Genomic DNA, 20,141 nt, shown 5'->3' with positions numbered 1-20,141 from the left:
GGTCAGCTGCCCACACTCCCGGTGCCCGTTCCCGTCAGGACCCGCACCTCGGTCTCGGTGTAGTCCGCTCCGCCCCGTTGGCGGTGGTCGAGTACCGAGCCGGCCCAGGCGAGGGCGAATCCCACAGGAATGGAGATGAGACCGGGGTTCCTCAAGGGGAACAGGGCGAAGTCCATGTCGGGCAGCAGCGCCGTCGGGTTCCCGGAGATCGCCGGGGACAGCGTCGTCAGCAGGACGGCGACCAGCAGGCCGCCGTACATGCTCCAGATGGCGCCCCTGGTCGTGAAGCGCTTCCACCACAGGTTGAACAGCAGCGAGGGCAGGAGTGCGGAGGCCGCGATGGCGAAGGCGAGGCTGACCAGGAAGGCGATGTTGAGATGTTGGGCAAGCATCGACAGGGCGATCCCCGCGACACCGATCAGCCCGACGCCCAGCCGGGCCACGAAGAGTTCGCTCTTCTCGGACGCTCGGCCCCGCATGATCGTCGCTCCGTAGACGTCATGGGCCAGGGATGCCGCCGCGGTGAGCGTGAGAGCGCCGGCGACGGCCACGATCGTGATGAACGCGACGCAGGAGACCAGCGTGAGCAGCAACGACCCGCCCAGGTGCTCGGACAGCAGGAGTACGGCTGTGTTGCCGGAGGCCGCGTCGTCCTTGACGGTCTTCGTGCCGATCAGTGCCGCGGCGCCCAGGCCCGTCAGCATCTCGAACACGGTGAAGACGATGACCAGACCGGCCGCCCAAGCAGCAGACTTGCGGGCTCTGCGGCCGCTGTTGACCGTTCCGATACGCATCAGGACGTGCGGCAAGGCGGCCGCTCCGAGCACGAACGCCAGCTGCAGGCTGATCGAGTCGATCTTGTTGGTGCGGTCGTGGAAGCGGATGCCGGGGTCGAGGAAGGGGTGACCGAAGCCGCTGTTCGCGACGGCGGCGTTCAGCAGACGTGCGGGGTTCCAGCCGACCGCCGACAGCGTCGCCAGCACGACGAACAGACCTGTGGCGAGGAGGAGTACGGCCTTGATGACCTGGATCAGCGTCGCGGCGCGCATACCGCCGATGATGACGTAGAGGACCATCAGCAGACCGAGGCTCGCCACGACGAACCGTGTGGCGCCGTCCCCGTCGATGCCCAGGACCGTCGCCGCGAGAGCGCCGGCACCGACGAGTTGGGCGGTCAGATAGAGCAGGCAGACGACCACGCTCGTGATGCCCGCCGCCAGGTGCACGGGCCGGGCGCGCAGCCGCAGGGCGAGGGAGTCGCCGATGGTGAACCGTGTGGTGCTGTGGTACGGCTCGGCGACCACCAGAACCAGCACGGACCAGGCGACCATCGGCGCCAGTACGTAGGCGATCCCGTCGTAACCGGTGAGTGCGATCAGACCGGGGTTGCCCAGCATTCCGGCTGCCGACATGTAGCTGCCGAAGATGGCGAGCCCGTTGACGGCCGAGGTCAGCCGGCGCTGGCCGAGGTAGAAGCCGCTCAGTTCGTTCTTCTCGGGGAGGATCGACCCGATCGCGAGGAAGAGGGTGCAGACGACAGTGAGGCCGAAGACGGCGAGGACGGGGAAGGCGCCACCGGAGTCGGAGAGCGCGAGGAAGGAGTTCACCGGTCGCTCTCCTGGTGCTGGTGCGGGATGGCGGCACTGTGCCGCTTGACCAGGGGCTCGAGAGAGCTCTTCGCATACCGGACGTACCAGAGGACCGCCCAGCCGGTGAAGGTCACCTGTGCCAGGACCAGGGTGAGCCCGATGTTGAGCGGTCCCGCCCAGTCGATCGCCATGAGATCGGGGGCCTCGTTGGCCAGTACGACGCCGGTCATATGCGCGGCGAGGACCGTGGCGGCGATCAGGGCCGGGCGTCGGCGTGCGGCACGCAGTTCGCGTAGTGCGGCGGGCTGCCGGGCGCGGAGGTAGGACTCCGGGTCCGCCGGCTGGGCCGGGGACGGTGCGGGCGTGCGTGGGGCGATCTCGGACGAGGGGATGACCGGCTCTTCCCAGGCCGCCCACGCCGGGGCCACAGCGGCGACGGGCCGACGGTCGTCCAGGGTCAGGTCCAGGTGCCGGGTCATACGGAGGGCCCAGGATCTTCGTCTCGCACGGACGTCGTGCTCGAAGGCGCTGGCCCCCTGGAAGGACTGCCGGTACAGAGCCGAGAGGTCGGCCGGCGGGCCGATGGTCCGCTGGGCGCGGGCAATGGCCTGCTGCAACTCCACGGCGGAGTAATGGCCTTCGTGGTCGAGCGTACTGAGATAGAGCGCGGCAGCCGCCGGAGGATCCTGTTCAGGAGCAGGAAAGAGATCGCGGGAGTCCATATGTCGTCCTCGACAGGAGGTGGCGCGGATGTGGAGAGCACGTCGTACGAAGGCTTGTGGCCGTACGGCTTTTCCCGGCCCGCAGATGACGGGCTGACGTCAGTGACGAAGGCACTCGGCAAGGTAGGCGACCGACACGGACCGGGCGTACGCCGAAACCGTGCACTCAGTTCACCGTTTGAGCCGTCCTGGGCTCGTCCGGCGTCCTTGCCTCATCGAGCCCCACCGTGCCGCAGTGGTGATCGGGCCGACAAGGCGGCGAGCGGCAACGATCTGAGGTACTTGCGTGCATTGCGTTCACGACGTCACCGACCAATCCACTCCGCTCATCGAGGAGATTCTTTCGATTCGTCGGTGCAGGACAGAGATCGCCGCAAGAGTGGGTCACAACCATTTGCATGTAACGGGACGGCAGTTGAGTGACCCTGGCATGACCCGGCAGGCGCCTGCATCCGTAGAACTACGCGTTCGTGTACGGGACCTGTGGCCCCGCGCGCGGAGCGGGTTCAGCAGGGCAGATCGACAACAAGGGGCCGGTGGTCCGACACCGGCGTCTGCGGCGTACGCGTGCTGACCGGGGCGCTCCGGCAGATCCCGGCCGCCAGTACGTGGTCGAACTGCACCAGAGGGCGGTGTGAGGGATATGTCGGAACCCGAGCCAGGTCCCGCCATCCGCCCGGCACCGATGCCCGCGCGGACCGTCGCCGCGCCCGACCGGCCACAGGGGCAGCGAGCTCGGCCGCACCGAGCACGACCCTGGGGATCGGGCCGACCAGATTGAAGTCACCCAGCAGGACATGCGGCCGCGGAAGGTCGGCGATCCAGCTGCGGACAGCGAGCAGTTGACGGATGTTCCACCCCGGGACGAACGAAAGATGCACCGCCACCACTGTGAACGGCCCTATCTCCCCCTCCGCGACGGCGGCCAAGGCAGCGCGCGGCTGATCTCGGACCAGGGTGAGTCCGGGCCTTCCGGCCACGCGCAGCGGCAGGCCGAAGGGAGCCGGGGCGAACCGCCTGGCCCTCCATTCCCGCACCGGCAGCCTGGACAGCAACGCGATGCCGTGCGAAGGCACATCGCCTCGCGCCCGCGCCTCCCTGGGGCCGTACACCCGTAGACCCGACTCGGCCGGATCCAGCACCCACCCTTTACCCGGCACCGCCCTGCCATGGACCGCCGCCGCATACCGCCAGTTCCGCGCCCCCACTGCTTCGGCGACGAAGGACGCCTGGTCCACGCGCCCCGACCGCTCCTGGAGACGATCGACCTCCTGCAAGGCCACGACGTCGGCGTCCAGCGACGCGACAGCGTCCGCCAGCGCGAGCCCGGCATCCGCGGACGGGCGGGCAACCGGCCGACCGTCCTGAAGGACCCTGCCGTGCAGCACGTTGAACGTCGCGAACCTCACCGGGGAACAGTACGCACGCAGACAAGGCTCCACGTCTGTGGAATTGCGCAGCTCACCACGGACGATCACCACCTTCGCCGCCGTCGGTTATGTTCGGCCACCATGGCCGACATCTACGAACTCTCCATCGACCTGAACCTGCACGCAGACCTGTCCGACGACGAACTCGCCGAGCTCCGCTGGCACCTCGGTCTCGGACCACAGCCGGAGGCTCTCCGTCTCCTGCCCGAGTTCCCAGACCATGACCCCATGCCTCTACTGGGCCGGCACGGCGCCGCCTGGAAGGTGGGGGGAGCACTCACGGCGGGACTCGTACGGCAGGAAGACCTCACGAACAGGGCGTGGGCCCTGACCGCTCGCCAGGAGATTCACCCGGACCAGTTCGATATCACCGCCGAACTCCTCACCTGGCTGGCCACCAAAGCGGATGACCGGCATCGCCTCGCAGACGGGACGGTCCACCTGGGCCGGACGCGGTTCTACGAAGATGACGAGAGCGAGCCGCTGGTTCTTCGGGACGGCGAGATCGAGTGGCCGTAGATTCCGGCCCTCAGCGCGGGAAAGTGTCGTAGGCAGCGCGCGTCACGACGGCTGGGAGGACCGGAAGGCCTGATCACAGGGTCGGGAAGACGACCGAGAAGAAGAGCCATAGTAGTACGGCCCAGAAGGCCGCCGCGGCCAACGAGACGAGTAGCGAGCTGCGCCACCTCAGCACCAGGAACGGGAAGAGCACCAGGGCGGACCAGTGTCCTGCCAAGTCGATCGCCAGGCGGGCGGCCTCGCCGAGAGTGGCCGCCCGGCCCGCGGCCAGGTAGCGCAGCAGTCGCTGAGAGGCGAAGCCGTACAGGCCGAAGACGACGGGGAAGAACCACAGGGGTGTGAGCGTGACCAGTTCGGATTCCGACAGCTCGTTGAACAGCACCAGGTAGATGGCCCCGGCCCCGGCCACGCCGCCGATGAGCGCGATCAGGTAAAGGGCCGTCAGGCCGACCGGTTCGGCGGCGCGGACTGGTAGAGCGACGGGCGAGGCGTAGGGCACGTCGGGGAGAGGAGCACGGACCACCTGGTGGCAGTGCGGACAGCGGACGTCCTGACCTGTCCGCTCGGCCGGGACCGCGAGCAAGTGCCCGCACGAGGCGTGGAATTGCTGCGGCTGCTGACCTGCGTGCATGTGTGGTGCCTTCTCCATGGTTACGCCGGCGACCAGGTGGGCGTGCCCCCGGGCCAGGGCCCGTCAGCCGTCCGCCGGCCTCGCCTCTTGCCCTCTTGTGCCCTCTTGGTCGGCTGATTCGCCAGCCGAATATAAGGGCCGATGGCCAACTCCGCCTCCAGGAACGGCGGGTAACAGTAGAACTACCTGATTCCCCGCCGTCACCCTGCCCGAACGCGGCGGCGCACCGGCACGAAGCGGAGCGGAAGCCCCGGCACCGCCTGTGCCGCGACGGCCAGCCTCCTCTCGGGCACCACACCGATTACCGGGTAGCCGCCCGTGGTCGGGGAGTCGGCGAGGAAGACGACCGGGCGGCCGTCGGGCGGCACCTGGATCGCCCCGATCACCATGCCTTCGCTGGGCAGCTCGCCGTGCACCGCGCGCTCCAGGACGGGCCCTTCCGTGCGCAGGGCGATGCGGTTGCTCTGGGTCGAGATGGTGAAGCGGGCGGCGGCGAGAGTACGTAGCGCTGCGTGCGTGAACCAGTCGTCGCGCGGACCCGGGAGCACGGGCAGCACCAGTTCGCGGGGTGGTCCGGGCCAGAACACCGTGTCGGCGTAACAAGGTTGGCCCTGCGCCGCCCCGAGCGGCAGCACGTCCCCGTCTCGCAGGGGGGCGGGCCCCAGGCCGGAGAGCAGGTCGGTGGAGCGACTCCCCAGAACCGGGGGGACGTCGATGCCGCCGCCCACCGCGACGTAGCTGCGCAGTCCGCAGGCGGCCGTGCCCACCTCGAGCACCGCACCGGTAGGCACGTACACGGGGCTCCCGAACGCCGCCGGACGGCCGTCGATCCGTACGGCGGCGGGGGCCCCGGTGACCGCGACGGTCATGGACCGGCCGGCCCGTACCGCCACGCCGGTCAGCGTGGTCTCCAGCGTTGCCGTGTCGGCGGTGTTGCCCACCAGCCGGTTCGCCAGTGCGTGGGCCGGCTGGTCGAGTGCGCCCGACCGGGGCACGCCCAGGTGGGCGTGGCCGAACCGCCCCAGGTCCTGAAGCGTGGTGAGCGCCCCGGCCCGTACGACCTCGAGCTTGCCGTCGCTCACGGGCACCTCACGCGCCGGCCGCCGTCCTCCGCGGACGCGGGTGTGGACTTGGACGGCTCCTCGGGTACGAACCGCACCCGCGTACCCGGGCTGAGCAGCGCAGCCGGTTCGCGCTCCATGTCCCACAACGGAACCCGCGTCGTCCCGATGAGCTGCCAGCCGCCCGGTGAGGACCGCGGATAGATGCCGGTGTACGCGCCGGCGAGTGCCACGGAACCCTTGGGCACCGAAGTGCGCGGGGCATCGCGACGCGGTACGTGGAAGGCCTCGCCAAGCCCCGTCATGTACGCGAATCCCGGAGCGAATCCGCAGAAGGCGACGCGGTGCTCGATGCCGCTGTGCACGCGCGCCACCTCGTCCTCCGTCACGCCCCACAACTGGGCGACGGCGGACAGGTCGGCGCCGTCGTAGCGGACCGGAATCTCCAGCAGCGGGCCGTTGTCCGCGGCCGACTCCGGTACGGTCCACCGGCTCACCTCGGCGCGCAGCCGCTCCGCGTCCGGAACTCCGTAGAGCAGCACCGTCTTCTCCCCGGGAACGATCTCCCTGAGCGTCAGCAGGCCCGCGTCGCGGCGGCGCACCACCTCCGCGTGCATCGCCTGAGCCTCCCGCGGAGTCTCCAAGTCGATCAGCAGCGAGTCCTCGCCGACTGGCAGCGCCCTCATGCCGCCGCCTCCACACGAACCCCGGCGTCCTCCAGTGCGGTGCGCACGCGTTGGGCCAGTTCCACGGCGCCGGGCGTGTCACCGTGCAGGCACAGGGACCTGGCCCGTACGGACACGGGCTTGCCGTCGGGTGTCGTAGTGCGGCTCTCGGTGGCCAGCCCGAGGGCCTGCTCGACGACCTGCCGCGGATCGGTGATCACGGCGCCCGGAGTGCCGCGCGGCACCAGCGTTCCCGCCTCCGTGTAGGCACGGTCCGCGAATGCCTCCGTGACGCAGCCCAGTCCCGCCCCGTCCGCCAGGCGGAGGACGGCGGAGCCGGGCAGGCACATCACCGGCAGCCGAGGGTCCGCCAGTCGGATCCCACGGACCACGGCCTCGGCCTGCTCCTCGTCATGCACCACCCGGTTGTACAGCGCCCCATGCGGCTTGACGTAGGCGACCTTCGTTCCCGCCGCCCGGGCGAACACCTCGAGCGCGCCGATCTGGTAGGCGACCTCGGCGGTCAGCTCGTCCGCGGGCAGGCTCATGTCCCTGCGCCCGAACCCGGCCAGGTCCCGGTAGGAGACATGTGCCCCGATGGTCACGCCCCTCTCGGCCGCGCCCTCGCAGACCCTGCGCATCGTCGCGGCGTCGCCCGCGTGGAAGCCGCAGGCGACGTTGGCGCTGGTGACCACGGACAACAGGGCCTCGTCGTCGGTGAGCGCCCACCGTCCGTACCCCTCCGCGAGGTCCGCGTTGAGGTCAATCACGCTGTCGGTCATCGCTTGCTCGGTCTCCTCGGAGTCATCCGTGTTCTGTCCGGCGGTCAGGGGCCTTACACGATGCGGTAGTTCACATCCCGGGCGTCGGTGATCAGCATGTAGCCGGGCGCATGGGTGATCGCGAAGGGCGGCCGTGAGGCCATCAGCGCGGCCTGCGGGGTGACGCCGCACGCCCAGAACACCGGTACGTCCCCGGCCTGGCTCTCCACCGGGTCACCGAAGTCCGGGCGGGAGAGGTCCTTGATGCCCAGCTCCGCGGGATCACCCACGTGTACGGGACCGCCGTGCACGGCCGGCATCAGAGCGCTGATCCGGGTCGCGGTGTCGACGAGTCCGGCCGGAATCTGGCGCATGGAGACCACGAGCGGACCGTGCATCCGGCCGGCCGGGCGGCAGGGCCGGTCCGTACGGAACATGGCGACGTTGCGCCCCTGGTCTATGTGACGCATCGGCACTCCCGCGTCGGCCAGAGCGCCCTCGAAGGTGAAGCTGCATCCGATCAGGAAGGTGACCAGGTCGTCCCGCCAGACATCGCGGACATCCGTCGGCTCGTCGGCCAGCTCGCCGTTCCGCCAGACGCGATAGCGAGGAAGGTCGGTGCGCAGGTCGGCGTCGGGGGCGAGAGCGGTGGTCCACGATCCCGGGTCGGTGACTTCGAGGACCGGACAGGCTTTGGGGTTGCGCTGGCAGAACAGCAGGACGTCGTACGCCCAGTCCGCGGGCAGCGAGATGAGGTTGGCCTGGGTGTACCCGGTGCACCAGCCGTCCGTGGGTGTGCCGGCGCCCGCGCGGAAGACGGCCCGGGCCTGCGCGGGCGTCTGTGCTGTGGTCCGGACTGCTTCCGTCATCGCGGTCCTCTCGTCGCGGCAGTTCGGACTGCTGCTGCCTGCGGGGTGCGCGTGCCTTCATCAGACCCGCGACCCAACTTTAAGGGATTGTTGAACGATCCGACAAGGGGACTTGTTGTTTCGTTCTCGCTTTCTCGATTCACTGGTGTAGAGACATTTTGAGCCGCCGCAGTAAGCCGTCGGCCCCGTTCGAAGGATGGACGTCATGGCTGCCGAGATCGACCCGGCCGTGCTCATGGGTGACCGCGAACTGCTCGGCCGCTCCAGTACTGCCGACCGGGTGGCCGAGATTCTGCGCACGCGCATCGCGGAGGGATACCTGACGCCGGGCAGCAAGCTCTCGGAGGACTCCATCGGGCAGGCGCTCGGGGTCTCCCGCAACACCCTCCGCGAGGCGTTCCGCCTGCTCACCCACGAGCGGCTCCTCACTCACGAACTCAACCGCGGGGTCTTCGTACGCAGGCTCACGGTCCAGGACGTCGTCGACATCTACCGCGTACGCAAACTCATAGAGTGCGCCGCGGTGCGCAGCCTCAGCATGCCGCCCTACGACCTGAGCCAGGCGGAGGCCGCGGTCGCCGAAGGCGAGAAGGCCTCGGAGGAGGGCGCCTGGGCCGACCTAGGGACGGCCAACATCCACTTCCACCAGGCGGTGGTGGGCCTCGCCCGCAGCACCCGGCTGAACGAGCTGATGAGGGGCGTGCTCGCCGAACTGCGCCTGGTCTTCCACGCGATGGACAACCCGCGCGGCTTTCACGAGCCGTACCTGCCGCGCAACCGGGAAGTCCTCTCCGCCCTCCAGGAGGCGAACGTCGTCAGAGCGGAGCTGCTGCTGAGCTCGTACCTCGATGACGCGGAGAAGCAGCTGGTCGAGAGGTACTCGGAAAGCTTCGGGGGCTAGGTTCTGTGGCGTACAGGCCCTAGAAGTCGGCCCGCGCGCACGGCAGTTGTGACACAACCCCTGTCCCGCAGCCTGCTCAAAAAACCGCTCAGACCGTGCAGTCACCCGCACTGCACGGTCTGAGCGGTTTTTTGAGCAGGGCAGGTTCAGCGGAGCTCGGTGCCCTTGGTCTCGGGCAGCCCCACGAGTGCGACCACCGCGACGGCGTAGCCGATGGCGCCGTAGGTCAGCGCGCCGCCGACGCCCCCGGAGAATCCGACCGCCGTCGGGAAGACCGCTCCGAGGGCGCGTCCGACGTTGTACGTGAGGCTCTGGCCGGTGCCGCGGACCTCGACCGGGTAGAGCTCGGCGAGATACGAGCCGAAGCCGGAGAAGATGGCGGAGGCGCAGAAGCCGAGCGGGAACCCGGCGAACATGAGCAGGGTGTTGGAACCCTCGGGAATGTTGACGTACGTCATCAGCAGGCCGGCGCTGAGGAAGGCGAAGATGGCGAAGGACTTCTTGCGGCCCAGCCGGTCGATGACGACTCCGGCGAGGACATAGCCGCAGAAGGCGCCGGTGATGAGGACGAAGAGGTAGCCGCCGGTGCCGATGGCGGACAGGCCGCGCTCGGTCTTGAGGTAGGTGGGCAGCCAGGTGGCGAAGGTGTAGTAGCCGCCCATCACGCCCATGGACAGCATGGTCGCGAAGATCGTCCTGCGGGCCAGGCCGCCTTGGAAGACGGCGATCACCGGAACGCGGGCTTCCTTCTTGGTGAGCTTCTCCGCGACCTCGGGGGCGTCCTTCACCCGGAGGCGTACGTAGATCAGCAGTACGGCGGGCAGGGCGCCGGTCCAGAACAGGATCCGCCAGACGATGTCCTGGTCCACCGTGTCGATGAGGATGGTGGAGACGAGGACGGCCAGTCCCCAGCCGACCGCCCAGGAGGCCTGCACCCAGGCGAGGACCTGGCCGCGGTAGCGCGGCTTGGCGTACTCGGCGACCAGGATGGCGCCCGCCGCCCATTCGCCGCCGAAGCCGATGCCCTGGAGCGTGCGCATCGCGAGCAGCATCTCGTAGCTGTTGGCGAAGCCGCAGGCCACGGTGAACACGGCGTAGGTGACCACCGTGATCATGAGGGTCTTGACCCGGCCCACCCGGTCGATCAGCACCCCGGCGAGGACGCCGCCGACCGCGGACGCGAGCAGGGTGGCGGTGGTCAGCAGGCCGGTCTGGGAGGTGCTGAGGCTGAAGTAGGCCGCGATGGCCGCCATGCCCAGCGGCAGCACCTGGAAGTCGTAGGAGTCGAGGGCGTATCCGCCGAACGCCCCTTTGAAGGCACGCCGGCCCTGGTCGGACATCGACCGGTACCAGGCGAAGGCGCCGGTTGCCTCATCGGCCGCGGTGGCCGTCGTTCGTGTGGGTGTGGTTGTCACGCTGGACCTCACGGGAAGAGGGGACTGGCTGAACGAGACGTCGTGTCAGAGCAGTTGAGGGTCGTCGGTCGGTCCTCGTGAGTCCGGCCGCTGGGGCCTGCCGGTTCGTGGACCTGGCTTGGCACTCGATGTTTGAATAAGCTAGAGATCGTTGAACAATCCTTCAAGAGGTATGGAGGTTTTTTCTACGAGGCGTTTCCGTTTCCCGCGAGTTTCGCGGGCGGCACTGATGCGATCCGGCCACTCCTGGAGGGAGGTTCGTGCAGGGCTGTGCCGGACGCTCCAGGCGAGGGGCCGGGATGCAGTCAGGCGAGACCCCTGGGCATTGAAGAATCGTTCAACGATCTACCCCTGACCGCACGCCTGTGAAGACCACCACGAAGTCGTTCACCGTGTGGTGTTCAAGCCCCTGGTTGGGGAGATCCGGCAAGGCTTTTCAGGCCCTTCGCACCAAGCCGTGGGGGTTCCATCACAGTCGACGCTGCGATCCGCATGCGTGCCGTTAGGTTGGGACCGGCCGTGTGAGAACCCGTGAGAGATGAGAGGGTCTGACGGGTGAGCGAGACACCACCGAACACCACCCTGCAATACCGCTTTGACGGGCCAGAAGACGCACCTGTCCTGGTCCTGGGCCCCTCCCTGGGCACGACCTGGCATATGTGGGACCGCCAGGTCCCGGAGCTGATGAAGCACTGGCGGGTGTTCCGGTTCGATCTGCCGGGCCACGGCGGCGCACCCGCCTACCCGGCCGGCTCGGTCACCGATCTCGCCGCCCGGCTGCTCGCCACACTCGACGCGCTCGGCGTCCAGCGGTTCGGCTACGCGGGCTGCGCGCTCGGCGGCGCAGTCGGTACGGAGCTGGCCCTTCGCCACCCGCAGCGGGTCGCCTCGCTCGCCCTGATCGCCGCTTCACCGCGCTTCGGCACGGCCGACGAGTTCCGCCAGCGCGGAGTAATCGTACGGACGAACGGCCTCGACCCCATCGCCCGTACGTCCCCGGAGCGCTGGTTCACCACCGGCTTCGCCGCTGCCCAGCCCGCGATCACCGAGTGGGCCGTGCAGATGGTGCGCACCACCGACCCCGGCTGCTACATCGCCGCCTGCGAGGCGCTCGCCTCCTTCGACGTACGCCCCGAACTCGGCCGGGTCGGCGTGCCCACGCTCGTCCTCGTCGGCTCCGACGACCAGGTCACCGGACCCGCCGAGGCCCGCACCCTGGTCGCCGGAATACCGGACGCCCGTCTCGCGGTCGTACCCGGCGCCTCGCACCTGGTCCCCGTGGAACAGCCCGCCGCGGTCACCGACCTCCTCGTACGGCACTTCACCAGCGCCTGGCAGCAGCCCGCCTTCGACACCACCACCGGCCATATGGCGATCGCCGCGTCCCCGGTCAAGCCGGTGCTGGCCGCGGCCCCGCCGGTCCAGCCCGTCGCCGAGATCGCCGCCGCCGAGCAGCCCGAGGCCCTGGGCAGGCCCGACCCGTACGACGCGGGCATCAAGGTCCGCCGCGAAGTGCTCGGCGACGCGCATGTGGACCGGGCGTTCGCCCAGGCTGACGAGTTCTCCGGGGACTTCCAGGAGTTCATCACGCGCTACGCCTGGGGCGAGGTCTGGGACCGGCCCGGTCTGGACAGACGCTCCCGCAGCTGCGTCACCCTCACCGCCCTCGTCGCCGGCGGCCACCTCGAAGAACTCGCCTTCCACACCCGCGCCGCCCTCCGCAACGGCCTCACTCCGGCCGAGATCAAGGAAGTACTCCTCCACGCGGCCGTCTACTGCGGCGTACCGGCCGCGAACAGCGCCTTCAAGGTGGCGCAGCAGGTCATCCGCGAGGAGACCACCCCCCAGGAGTGAGCCACCGGGCATCCCGGGCGAGCCCAGGAGGGGCCCCGGGAGTGCACCGCTCCATGGGGCCGGGGGCAGGATGGAACTCATGAAGCTAAAGCTCACGAAGAAGTCGCACGCCTGTATCCGGCTCGAGAAGGACGGGCGCACGCTCGTCATCGACCCCGGCGGTTTCAGCGAGGAGGACGCCGCGGTCGGCGCGGACGCGATCCTGGTCACGCACGAGCACCCCGACCACTTCGACGAGAGCCGGCTGCGGGCCGGTCTCGAGGCCAACCCCGGCGCCGAGCTGTGGACCGTGAAGTCCGTCTCCGACCAGATCGCGGCGGCGTTCCCCGGCCGCGTGCACACCGTCGGCCATGGCGACACGTTCACGGCCGCGGGCTTCGACATCCAAGTCCACGGCGAACTGCACGCCGTCATCCACCCCGACATCCCGCGCATCACCAACGTCGGCTATCTCGTCGACGGCGGCCGCGTCTTCCACCCGGGCGACGCCCTCACGGTCCCCGACCAGCCGGTAGAGACGCTGATGCTCCCGGTCATGGCCCCCTGGAACAAGATCGCCGAAGTCATCGAGTACGTACGCGAAGTCAAGCCCCAACGCGCGTACGACATCCACGACGCCCTCCTCACCGACCTCGCCCGCCCGATCTACGACCGTCAGATCGGCGGCCTGGGCGGCGCGGAACACCTGCGGCTGACGCCGGGCGCTTCGGCCGAACTCTGATCCCATGCCGCCCTCGGGTCCGTTGTCAGACCCTCCCGGTAAGTTGTGAGGCATGCGGATTGCCACCTGGAACGTGAACTCGATCACCGCCCGCCTCCCCCGGCTGCTGGCCTGGCTGGAGAGCAGCGGCACCGACGTGCTGTGCCTCCAGGAGGCCAAGACCACCGCCGAGCAGTTCCCCACCGACGAACTGACCAAGCTGGGCTACGAGTCGGCGGTCCACGCGACAGGCCGGTGGAACGGCGTCGCGGTGATCTCCCGCGCAGGCCTCGAAGACGTGGTCAAGGGCCTGCCCGGCGACCCCGGCTACGACGGCGTCCAGGAGCCCCGCGCCATAGCGGCGACCTGCGGCCCGATCCGCGTCTGGTCGGTGTACGTGCCGAACGGCCGAGAGGTGGACCACCCCCACTTCGCCTACAAACTCCAGTGGATCGAGGCCCTCAAGGCAGCGGTAGCGGGCGACGCGTCCGGCAGCCGCCCCTTCGCGGTCCTGGGCGACTACAACATCGCCCCGACAGACGAAGACGTCTACGACATCGCAGCCTTCGAGGGCTCCACCCACGTCACCCCCGCCGAACGAGCCGCCCTCACAGAACTCCGCGAGGCAGGCCTCACGGACGTGATCCCGCGCCCCCTCAAATACGACCACCCCTACACGTACTGGGACTACCGCCAACTCTGCTTCCCCAAAAACCGAGGCATGCGAATCGACTTGGTCTACGGCAACGAGCCCTTCACCAAGGCGGTCAAGGACTCGTACGTGGACAGGGAGGAACGAAAGGGCAAGGGCGCGTCGGACCACGCGCCGGTGGTAGTGGACTTGGACGTGTAGGCAGGGCGCTTCGGTGCATCCGGGCGCCTGTCAGGGGGCGCCCTTCGGAACCGCCCCGCACGGGAGCGCCCCTTTAGGGGGCGGGGAACGGCGCGACCAGCCACGACGCACCCGCAGCCGCGACACGGGTGTCACTCCCCACCCCCTGGCGGGGGTCTGGGGCGCAGCCCCCCACGCGGCGGAGCCGCAAATTGTCACAGCCGGGAAGGGGCGGGGCTGGGGAACTACGCAACCAGCCACAACGGACCCGCAGCCGAGCTACGAACCCCTCCGCGAAGCGGCACCGCGGCGCTGCCGCTACAGCAACCGCAAATCCACAGCCTCAGCCAGCGCAGCGAGCCCCGCATTGCCCGGATGCAGATGATCCCCACTGTCGTAAGCGGGCAACATCCGCGAAGGCCGCCCCGGATCCCGCAAAACCGCATCAAAATCCAGCACCCCGTCAAACGAGGTGCTGGACCGTATCCACGCATTCACAGCGGAGCGCCCCGCATCGGCGGCAGGAGTACACCGAGCCTCCCCCTCACAGGGAACGATCGTCGCGCCCACCACCCGCAACCCACGCGCATGCGCCCGCTCGGCGATCTCCCGCAGCCCCGCAATGACCTGCTCCGCACTCGCCCCCCAGCGCACGTCATTGACGCCCTGGAAGACAACGACCGTACGAGCCGACGTCTGCGCCAGCACGTCCCGGTCGAGCCGGTTCAGGGCACTCACGCCACCCATATCGGTGGAGACACCGTCGCCGGGGTAACGGTCGGAGACCACACGATTCGCCGAGATGCCGTGGTTCAGGACCCCGTAGTGCGGGACCACGTCCTGGTCCCGCAACCGCCGGGCGAGCACATCGCCCCAGCGAAGGTTCGCGTCCGGCGTCGACTTCTCGCCGTCGGTGATCGAGTCCCCGAGCAGCACCACAGAACCGGGCCCGCCGCCCACGTCCACACCGGTCAGGAGCGGCCAGTTGCTGATCGTCGAGGTGTACGCGTCCGGGCCGGCGTCCGCGGCATGGTCGCCGGGCTCGCTGAGGTACGACCGCTGGACGGCCAGGCTGTGCATGGGCGCGGCGCTCACCGTTCCCGGCAGATGGAAGCTCACCAGCAGATTGGCGTCGGCGGGCACATCGAAGCCCAGCGGATCGCTGAACGCCTGTGCCCCCGCAGGGATTTCGGTCCCGGCGGCATCCCGGAACGACAGCGGCACAGGAGCACTCCGCGGACTCGCACCGGACGCCTGGACCGCCACCGTCGCACTGCCGATCCGTACGGGCGCGGAGGCGAAGGTGTTGTCCAGCCGGATCCGTACGCGCGGCCCGCCCGCCGAGGTGTGCACCACGAGACGCAGCGTCCGGTCCGTCCAAGGCCCGACCGCCCCGTACCCGGAGGTCGAAGTAGCCCAACTGCCCGTCCAGCCGGGTGAGTCGGCCCGTACCGACAGCGCGAACACATGCAGGTCGTCGTTGCGCGGTAGCTTCACGGAGGCAACGGCCCGGCCTTCGGCGAGCGGCACGGTCACGACGTACAGCCGTGCCTTCTCGGCGAGTTGGCCGCCGGGCGTGTTGACGTGCGGCAGTGCCACGGCCTTGGTGGCGAGGGGGCCGCGGCGCCAGTCGGGTGCGGTCAGCCGGTACGTGGAGTGCGAGCCGTTCGCGTACCGCACCACCCCCGTACCCGTGGCCGCGTCCCCGGCTGTGCCCGCCACCAGGAAGGCGAGGGCGTCGCCGCGGCCATGGACTCGGACCAGCTGGCCGTCGGCGCGTACGTTGTCGGGCTGGCCCGCCGCCTTGCGCGGCCAGGTCAGCGGGGCGCCCTGGACGGTCAGTGTGCGGCCCGGCGTCCAGCCCGCGGCGGTCAGGTCCCGAGCCGACAGGGAGCCGCCCGAGCCGTCGAAGTCCGCCTGACCGGGACGCGCGTCGTCGCTGACGGCCGTGTTGTCGAAGAGCCGCTCCAGCGGGAGCGGCCCGGTCCGGGTGGGCAGCCCGGCCTTCGCGGACGCGGTCGGCACCGCCATCATGAGAAGAGCGAGAGCGACGGCCGGACCCCAGACACGTCGGTGCACGACCGACTCCTCCCGTTTGCCGACAAGACGATCAAGACGAACAAGACGACACGTGCGAGACGACAGATGTGACACGACAACTGCGAGACCACAGGTGCTCCGCGAAGCTAAGGAGGCGTCAGGAACCCGTCAATGATCGACGCGCGAACTCCGGGCGAAATCCCCTGGAACAAGCGGCCCAGCGTGCCCTGTGGTGCGCCGGGCGATACGGATGACAGGCTGGGAGTATGAACATCTCGTTCCTGGGCAACTGGCGCAAGAAGCGAGACCCCGCCAGAGTCGCAGTCTTCTCCGACAGCGAGAGCGATCGCGAGGGAGTGGCCGAGCTGCTCTCCGAGTGCGAACTGCTGCGCTCCCAGGCGGAGCGGGCCGGGATCGAACTCGACGACTCCCCGGCCTCGTTGGAGGCGCTCGACCAACTGTTGCCGCGCTGGCGCGACGACGAGGAGAGCCTGCCCTGGCTCGGCAACGACGCGGGCCTCTATCTCGGCACGGTCATCCTGCGCACGGTCCCTGGCGCGACATGGAAAGTGTGGCCCAACGGCCAGCCGGTATTGCGGCTGGAGTCCGGCCGCGAAATCGACGTGGTCGCCGCCGGACACGAGTGGGCGGCCAGCGGCGTACCGGAGCTCTCCCAGCTGTACGGCGAGGTGTCGGAGGCGTAACCAGGCTTATGTCTGAAATGCGCAGATGTCGTACATTGGCTGCACTTCTGTCTGGATAGCTGGAACGTTTGCGGCCACCGCGACACAGCGACGAGTGAGTAGGGCTGGGCATGGTTGTCGATCCCCTGATCGAGCTGCGTGACGTCAACAAGTACTTCGGCGATCTGCACGTCCTCCAGGACATCAACCTCACCGTCGGCAAGGGGGAGGTGGTCGTGGTCATCGGCCCCTCGGGATCCGGCAAGTCGACGCTGTGCCGGGCGATCAACCGGCTCGAGGTGATCCAGTCGGGGGAGATCAGACTCGACGGCAAGCTGCTGCCCGAGGAGGGCAAGGACCTCGCGAAGCTCCGCGCGGAGATCGGCATGGTCTTCCAGTCCTTCAACCTCTTCGCGCACAAGACGGTCCTGCAGAACGTCTCGCTGGGCCAGGTCAAGGTCCGCGGACGCAAGAAGGACGAGGCCGACCGCCGCTCGCATCAGCTCCTCGACCGGGTGGGCCTCGCCGATCAGGCCATGAAGTACCCGGCGCAGCTCTCCGGCGGCCAGCAGCAGCGCGTGGCCATCGCCCGCGCCCTCGCCATGGACCCCAAGGCCATGCTGTTCGACGAGCCGACCTCGGCCCTCGACCCGGAGATGATCAACGAGGTGCTGGAGGTGATGCAGCAGCTCGCGCGCGAGGGCATGACCATGATGGTCGTCACGCACGAGATGGGCTTCGCCCGCTCCGCCGCCGATCGCGTCGTCTTCATGTCCGACGGCCGCATCGTCGAGGACCGCACCCCCGAGGGGTTCTTCACCGACCCGCGCAGCAACCGTGCCAAGGACTTCCTCTCCAAGATCCTCAAGCACTGACGGGTGACGCGGTCAAGAACTCCTTGGGGGAGCGGTATCTCAGGGGCACGGGCGATGACTCGCCCGCCAGCAGCCTGCGATCACTGCCCGCGCAGCGGCACCGACACATACGACGGGTCGGCCGCGGGTGAGGAGAAGGTCAGCTGCGCGCCGTCCGGGTTGTGCTCGATGTAGAGCGGGTCGACCGTGTCGACGACCAGAGCGAGCCGGTGCCCCGCCGGGACGTCGTACGCCGTGGAGAACAGCTCCAGGTCGACACCGAACGGCTTGCCCGGCGTCTGCCCGTGGAACGTATACGGCGCGTTGCTGACCAGCTTGCCGATGCCGAGCGGGCCCACGTCGTAGAGGTACGCGACGAGGGTGCCGCTCTCCTTGTTGCTGGCGACCGTGGTGTGCAGCTTCGTGGTCCCGCGCACCCGCTGGGCGCTCTGGTACTTCTCCGACTGCCATACGGCGGCGTGCCGGCGGGGCAGGAGCGGCATCGAGGCCATCGGGGGCAGCTTGGCCACCTGGTCGAGGATGCTGGACAGGAAGATGGTGCCGCCGTCCGCGCCGGAGTTGGTGTTCGCGCGGATCGTGGTGGTGCCCGCGAGGTCGATCTTCTTCCGGGTCGCGGTGACCGACTTCCAGTCCGGGTAGCCCTCGTAGCCGCCTGTGGAACGGGACTTGAGGCGGACGGGCTGCTCGCGTTCGATGCCGTTGGCCTCACCCTTGAGGTGATGGTCGAACCAGCGGGCGGTGTCGGTCCACACGTCGTTGGGCAGGCCGAAGAGGCCGGTCGCCTCGTTGGTGGCGTGGTCGCCGGGGCGCAGTTCCAGCCGCTTGGGGCCGGTCAGCTTCTCGTAGAAGTCGGCGTACTGGTTGGGCGGGAAGATCGTGTCGCCCCAGGCGTTGGCCATCATGACCGCCGTGCCGTTGGCGTTGATCCGGTCGACGTACGTCGCGGGGGAGCGCTTCTTCCCCCAGGCGATGAGCTCCGGCTCCCTGGCCAGGTTGGAGGCGAAGAAGTCCTTGTAGATCTGCTTGAGTTCGGGGCTCTGGCGGCCGGTGATGTTGCCCGCGACGTCCAGCAGGGCGGTCGCCTGGGAGTGCTGGGTGCGGCCGGAGTAGATCGAGTCGATCAGGTCGGCCCAGCCGCTGAGCGCGGCGACCGCTTTGACGCGCTTGTCGTGTGCGGCGGCGAGCAGGCTGATGCCCGCGCCGTACGAGAGTCCGGCCATGCCGACTTGGTCCGCGTCGGCCGGGGTGTTGGCGAGGGCCCAGTCGATGACCTTGGAGGCGTCGGCGATGTCCGGCGGGCCCGCCACTTCGATGTAGCCGCCGGACTCCCAGAAGCCGCGGACGTTGTAACTCACGACCACATAGCCGGAGTTGGCGAGCTTCTTGGCCTGGGCGAGGTACTCGACCTGGGGCAGGCCCCAGCTCGTCGGCAGGACGATGAGCGGGTAGCGGCGGGTGCCGTCGGCGCCCGCGGGCGTGACGACGTTGGCCTTGAGGGTGGTGCCGCCGTCGCCGGCGATGTCTACGAACCGGACGCCGCCGGCCGTGGCCGACGCGCCGGGTGCCGACTGGGCGGCAGGGGCCAGCCCGATGGCCGTACCGGCGAGCAGGGTCGCCGAAACGGCACCGACGGCGGTGGTACGCAGGCCCTTGCGAGGGCTTCCCATGGGTCACTCCTCACTCGTGTCAGTGCAAAGTGACCCGACGGTAACCGCCGCCTCTTACCGCAAGTAACCCGTCGGTAAGTTACGTGCGAGTAACGATCGTTGAAATGTGAATGTACTTAGGAGGCTCGATGTCCCTTCTGAGGAGCGACCTCCACGGCCGCCGGGGTCTGCGCGGCCTTCGTGACGTCCGCGACGAGTTCGACGACATCAGACCCGTACGCCTGCGAGTTGACGACCTTCAGGAGTAGTACGAAGGAGTTGTTGCCGTGCTTGCGCGCCAACTTCTCGTGCTGGCGGGCGAGATAGCGGGTGGCCGCCTGGTTGGTGATCGCGCGCTGGCCGCAGAAGACGAACACGGGTCGCGTCATATGGCCCTGGCCCGCGGTGAGCCGGGCGAAGAACGCGTACTCGGTCTTGCCGGGCTCCAGGCGATAGGTCTCGCCGCCGATGTGGAAGGCGCCGCGGTCCGGGCCCGGCTCCGGGTCGGTGTTCAGGTGGATGCCGGGCAGCAGGGAGTGCAGATGCGCGGCCATCCGGCGGTTCGCCGACGGGTGGCCCACACAGAACTCCGTACGCTCCCCGAAACCCTGCTGTGCCGCGTCATGCGCCACGAGTTGGGAGTGGGCGCCGCAGTCCTTGATCAGCGCGGAGAGTTCGAGGAGCGCGGCCACATCGTGGCGCACGACCGTGAGATCCGGGCCGCCCGCGTCGCGATTCACCACCAGCAGCGACTCGGAGTTCTCGGGCAGCCCAAAGAATGCCTGCTTACGGCGGAGTCTGCGCTTCCACAGGTATGTACGGGCGAGCCAGCCGAGCGCGGCGCCGATGACGGCCAGGGCCGCGCCCAGAACGATGTTGCGCACGTCGTCAGTCATGGGCGCGCATGGTAGCGGGCGCGCCGGAACACTGTTCGAGGAGTCCCTGACG

General features: G+C 69.1%; 19 protein-coding genes. 7 read left to right on the top strand and 12 right to left on the bottom strand.

The window, feature by feature from the left end:
- Positions 1-2 precede the first annotated feature (2 nt).
- From ACQEVY_RS09035 to ACQEVY_RS09025, 3 genes are all read right to left on the bottom strand, one after another.
- Positions 3-1,607, bottom strand: a complete 1,605-nt coding sequence (locus ACQEVY_RS09035; protein ID WP_432946634.1) for a solute symporter family protein — start codon at positions 1,605-1,607, stop codon at positions 3-5.
- Positions 1,604-2,311 carry a DUF485 domain-containing protein gene (locus ACQEVY_RS09030; protein WP_432946632.1) on the bottom strand — a complete coding sequence of 236 codons (708 nt, stop codon included), beginning with the start codon at positions 2,309-2,311 and terminating at the stop codon, positions 1,604-1,606. The genes ACQEVY_RS09035 and ACQEVY_RS09030 overlap by 4 nt, the downstream gene beginning before the upstream one ends.
- Positions 2,312-2,817: 506 nt before the next feature.
- Positions 2,818-3,720 (bottom strand): endonuclease/exonuclease/phosphatase family protein, encoded by a 903-nt coding sequence (locus ACQEVY_RS09025; protein WP_432946630.1) that lies wholly within the window; start codon positions 3,718-3,720, stop codon positions 2,818-2,820.
- Between the two features lie 102 nt (positions 3,721-3,822).
- On the opposite strand from ACQEVY_RS09025, the gene ACQEVY_RS09020 reads away from it, so the two are divergent.
- Complete coding sequence (locus ACQEVY_RS09020; RefSeq protein WP_432946628.1) at positions 3,823-4,260, top strand: hypothetical protein; 438 nt, start codon at positions 3,823-3,825, stop codon at positions 4,258-4,260.
- A gap of 73 nt (positions 4,261-4,333) precedes the next feature.
- Here the strand turns inward: ACQEVY_RS09020 and ACQEVY_RS09015 are convergent, their stop codons facing one another.
- From ACQEVY_RS09015 to ACQEVY_RS08995, 5 genes are all read right to left on the bottom strand, one after another.
- Positions 4,334-4,891 carry a hypothetical protein gene (locus ACQEVY_RS09015; protein WP_432946626.1) on the bottom strand — a complete coding sequence of 186 codons (558 nt, stop codon included), beginning with the start codon at positions 4,889-4,891 and terminating at the stop codon, positions 4,334-4,336.
- Between the two features lie 200 nt (positions 4,892-5,091).
- Positions 5,092-5,973 (bottom strand): biotin-dependent carboxyltransferase family protein, encoded by an 882-nt coding sequence (locus ACQEVY_RS09010; protein ID WP_432946624.1) that lies wholly within the window; start codon positions 5,971-5,973, stop codon positions 5,092-5,094.
- A complete protein-coding gene (locus ACQEVY_RS09005; protein ID WP_432946622.1) occupies positions 5,970-6,638 on the bottom strand; it encodes a 5-oxoprolinase subunit B family protein in 669 nt (222 codons plus the stop codon). The genes ACQEVY_RS09010 and ACQEVY_RS09005 overlap by 4 nt, the downstream gene beginning before the upstream one ends.
- A complete protein-coding gene (locus ACQEVY_RS09000; protein WP_432946620.1) occupies positions 6,635-7,399 on the bottom strand; it encodes a LamB/YcsF family protein in 765 nt (254 codons plus the stop codon). The genes ACQEVY_RS09005 and ACQEVY_RS09000 overlap by 4 nt, the downstream gene beginning before the upstream one ends.
- 53 nt (positions 7,400-7,452) lie before the next feature.
- Positions 7,453-8,247 carry a putative hydro-lyase gene (locus ACQEVY_RS08995; RefSeq protein ID WP_432946618.1) on the bottom strand — a complete coding sequence of 265 codons (795 nt, stop codon included), beginning with the start codon at positions 8,245-8,247 and terminating at the stop codon, positions 7,453-7,455.
- A gap of 205 nt (positions 8,248-8,452) precedes the next feature.
- Here ACQEVY_RS08995 and ACQEVY_RS08990 point away from each other — a divergent pair, with 205 nt between their 5' ends.
- A complete protein-coding gene (locus ACQEVY_RS08990; protein ID WP_432946616.1) occupies positions 8,453-9,148 on the top strand; it encodes a GntR family transcriptional regulator in 696 nt (231 codons plus the stop codon).
- A 146-nt stretch (positions 9,149-9,294) separates the two neighbouring features.
- On the opposite strand, the gene ACQEVY_RS08985 is transcribed toward ACQEVY_RS08990, so the two are convergent.
- Positions 9,295-10,563, bottom strand: a complete 1,269-nt coding sequence (locus tag ACQEVY_RS08985) for an MFS transporter (RefSeq protein ID WP_432946614.1) — start codon at positions 10,561-10,563, stop codon at positions 9,295-9,297.
- Positions 10,564-11,118: 555 nt separating this feature from the next.
- On the opposite strand from ACQEVY_RS08985, the gene pcaC reads away from it, so the two are divergent.
- The 3 genes from pcaC (at position 11,119) to ACQEVY_RS08970 (ending at position 13,970) form a co-directional block, all read left to right on the top strand.
- Positions 11,119-12,417, top strand: a complete 1,299-nt coding sequence (gene pcaC / locus ACQEVY_RS08980) for a 4-carboxymuconolactone decarboxylase (RefSeq protein ID WP_432946612.1) — start codon at positions 11,119-11,121, stop codon at positions 12,415-12,417.
- Positions 12,418-12,496: 79 nt separating this feature from the next.
- Complete coding sequence (locus tag ACQEVY_RS08975; RefSeq protein ID WP_432946610.1) at positions 12,497-13,138, top strand: MBL fold metallo-hydrolase; 642 nt, start codon at positions 12,497-12,499, stop codon at positions 13,136-13,138.
- A 52-nt stretch (positions 13,139-13,190) separates the two neighbouring features.
- Positions 13,191-13,970: an exodeoxyribonuclease III gene (locus ACQEVY_RS08970; protein WP_432946608.1), complete on the top strand. Its 780-nt coding sequence runs from the start codon at positions 13,191-13,193 to the stop codon at positions 13,968-13,970.
- Positions 13,971-14,267: 297 nt separating this feature from the next.
- Here ACQEVY_RS08970 and ACQEVY_RS08965 read toward each other — a convergent pair whose 3' ends face one another.
- Positions 14,268-15,983, bottom strand: coding sequence for an SGNH/GDSL hydrolase family protein (locus ACQEVY_RS08965; RefSeq protein WP_432955126.1), 1,716 nt, complete (start codon positions 15,981-15,983; stop codon positions 14,268-14,270).
- A gap of 272 nt (positions 15,984-16,255) precedes the next feature.
- On the opposite strand from ACQEVY_RS08965, the gene ACQEVY_RS08960 reads away from it, so the two are divergent.
- Complete coding sequence (locus ACQEVY_RS08960) at positions 16,256-16,693, top strand: DUF6278 family protein (protein WP_432946606.1); 438 nt, start codon at positions 16,256-16,258, stop codon at positions 16,691-16,693.
- Positions 16,694-16,803: 110 nt separating this feature from the next.
- The gene (locus tag ACQEVY_RS08955) at positions 16,804-17,547 is read left to right on the top strand and encodes an amino acid ABC transporter ATP-binding protein (RefSeq protein ID WP_432946604.1); all 744 of its coding nucleotides are present in this window, start codon (positions 16,804-16,806) and stop codon (positions 17,545-17,547) included.
- Positions 17,548-17,627: 80 nt separating this feature from the next.
- On the opposite strand, the gene ACQEVY_RS08950 is transcribed toward ACQEVY_RS08955, so the two are convergent.
- Positions 17,628-19,214, bottom strand: coding sequence for an alpha/beta fold hydrolase (locus tag ACQEVY_RS08950; protein ID WP_432946602.1), 1,587 nt, complete (start codon positions 19,212-19,214; stop codon positions 17,628-17,630).
- Between the two features lie 116 nt (positions 19,215-19,330).
- Positions 19,331-20,089 (bottom strand): hypothetical protein, encoded by a 759-nt coding sequence (locus tag ACQEVY_RS08945; protein ID WP_432946600.1) that lies wholly within the window; start codon positions 20,087-20,089, stop codon positions 19,331-19,333.
- Positions 20,090-20,141 lie beyond the last annotated feature (52 nt).

This window comes from Streptomyces sp. CA-288835, assembly GCF_050936385.1.
In the GTDB taxonomy this organism is placed as follows: Bacteria; Actinomycetota; Actinomycetes; order Streptomycetales; family Streptomycetaceae; genus Streptomyces.
This window is presented reverse-complemented; position numbering and strand designations above follow the sequence as displayed.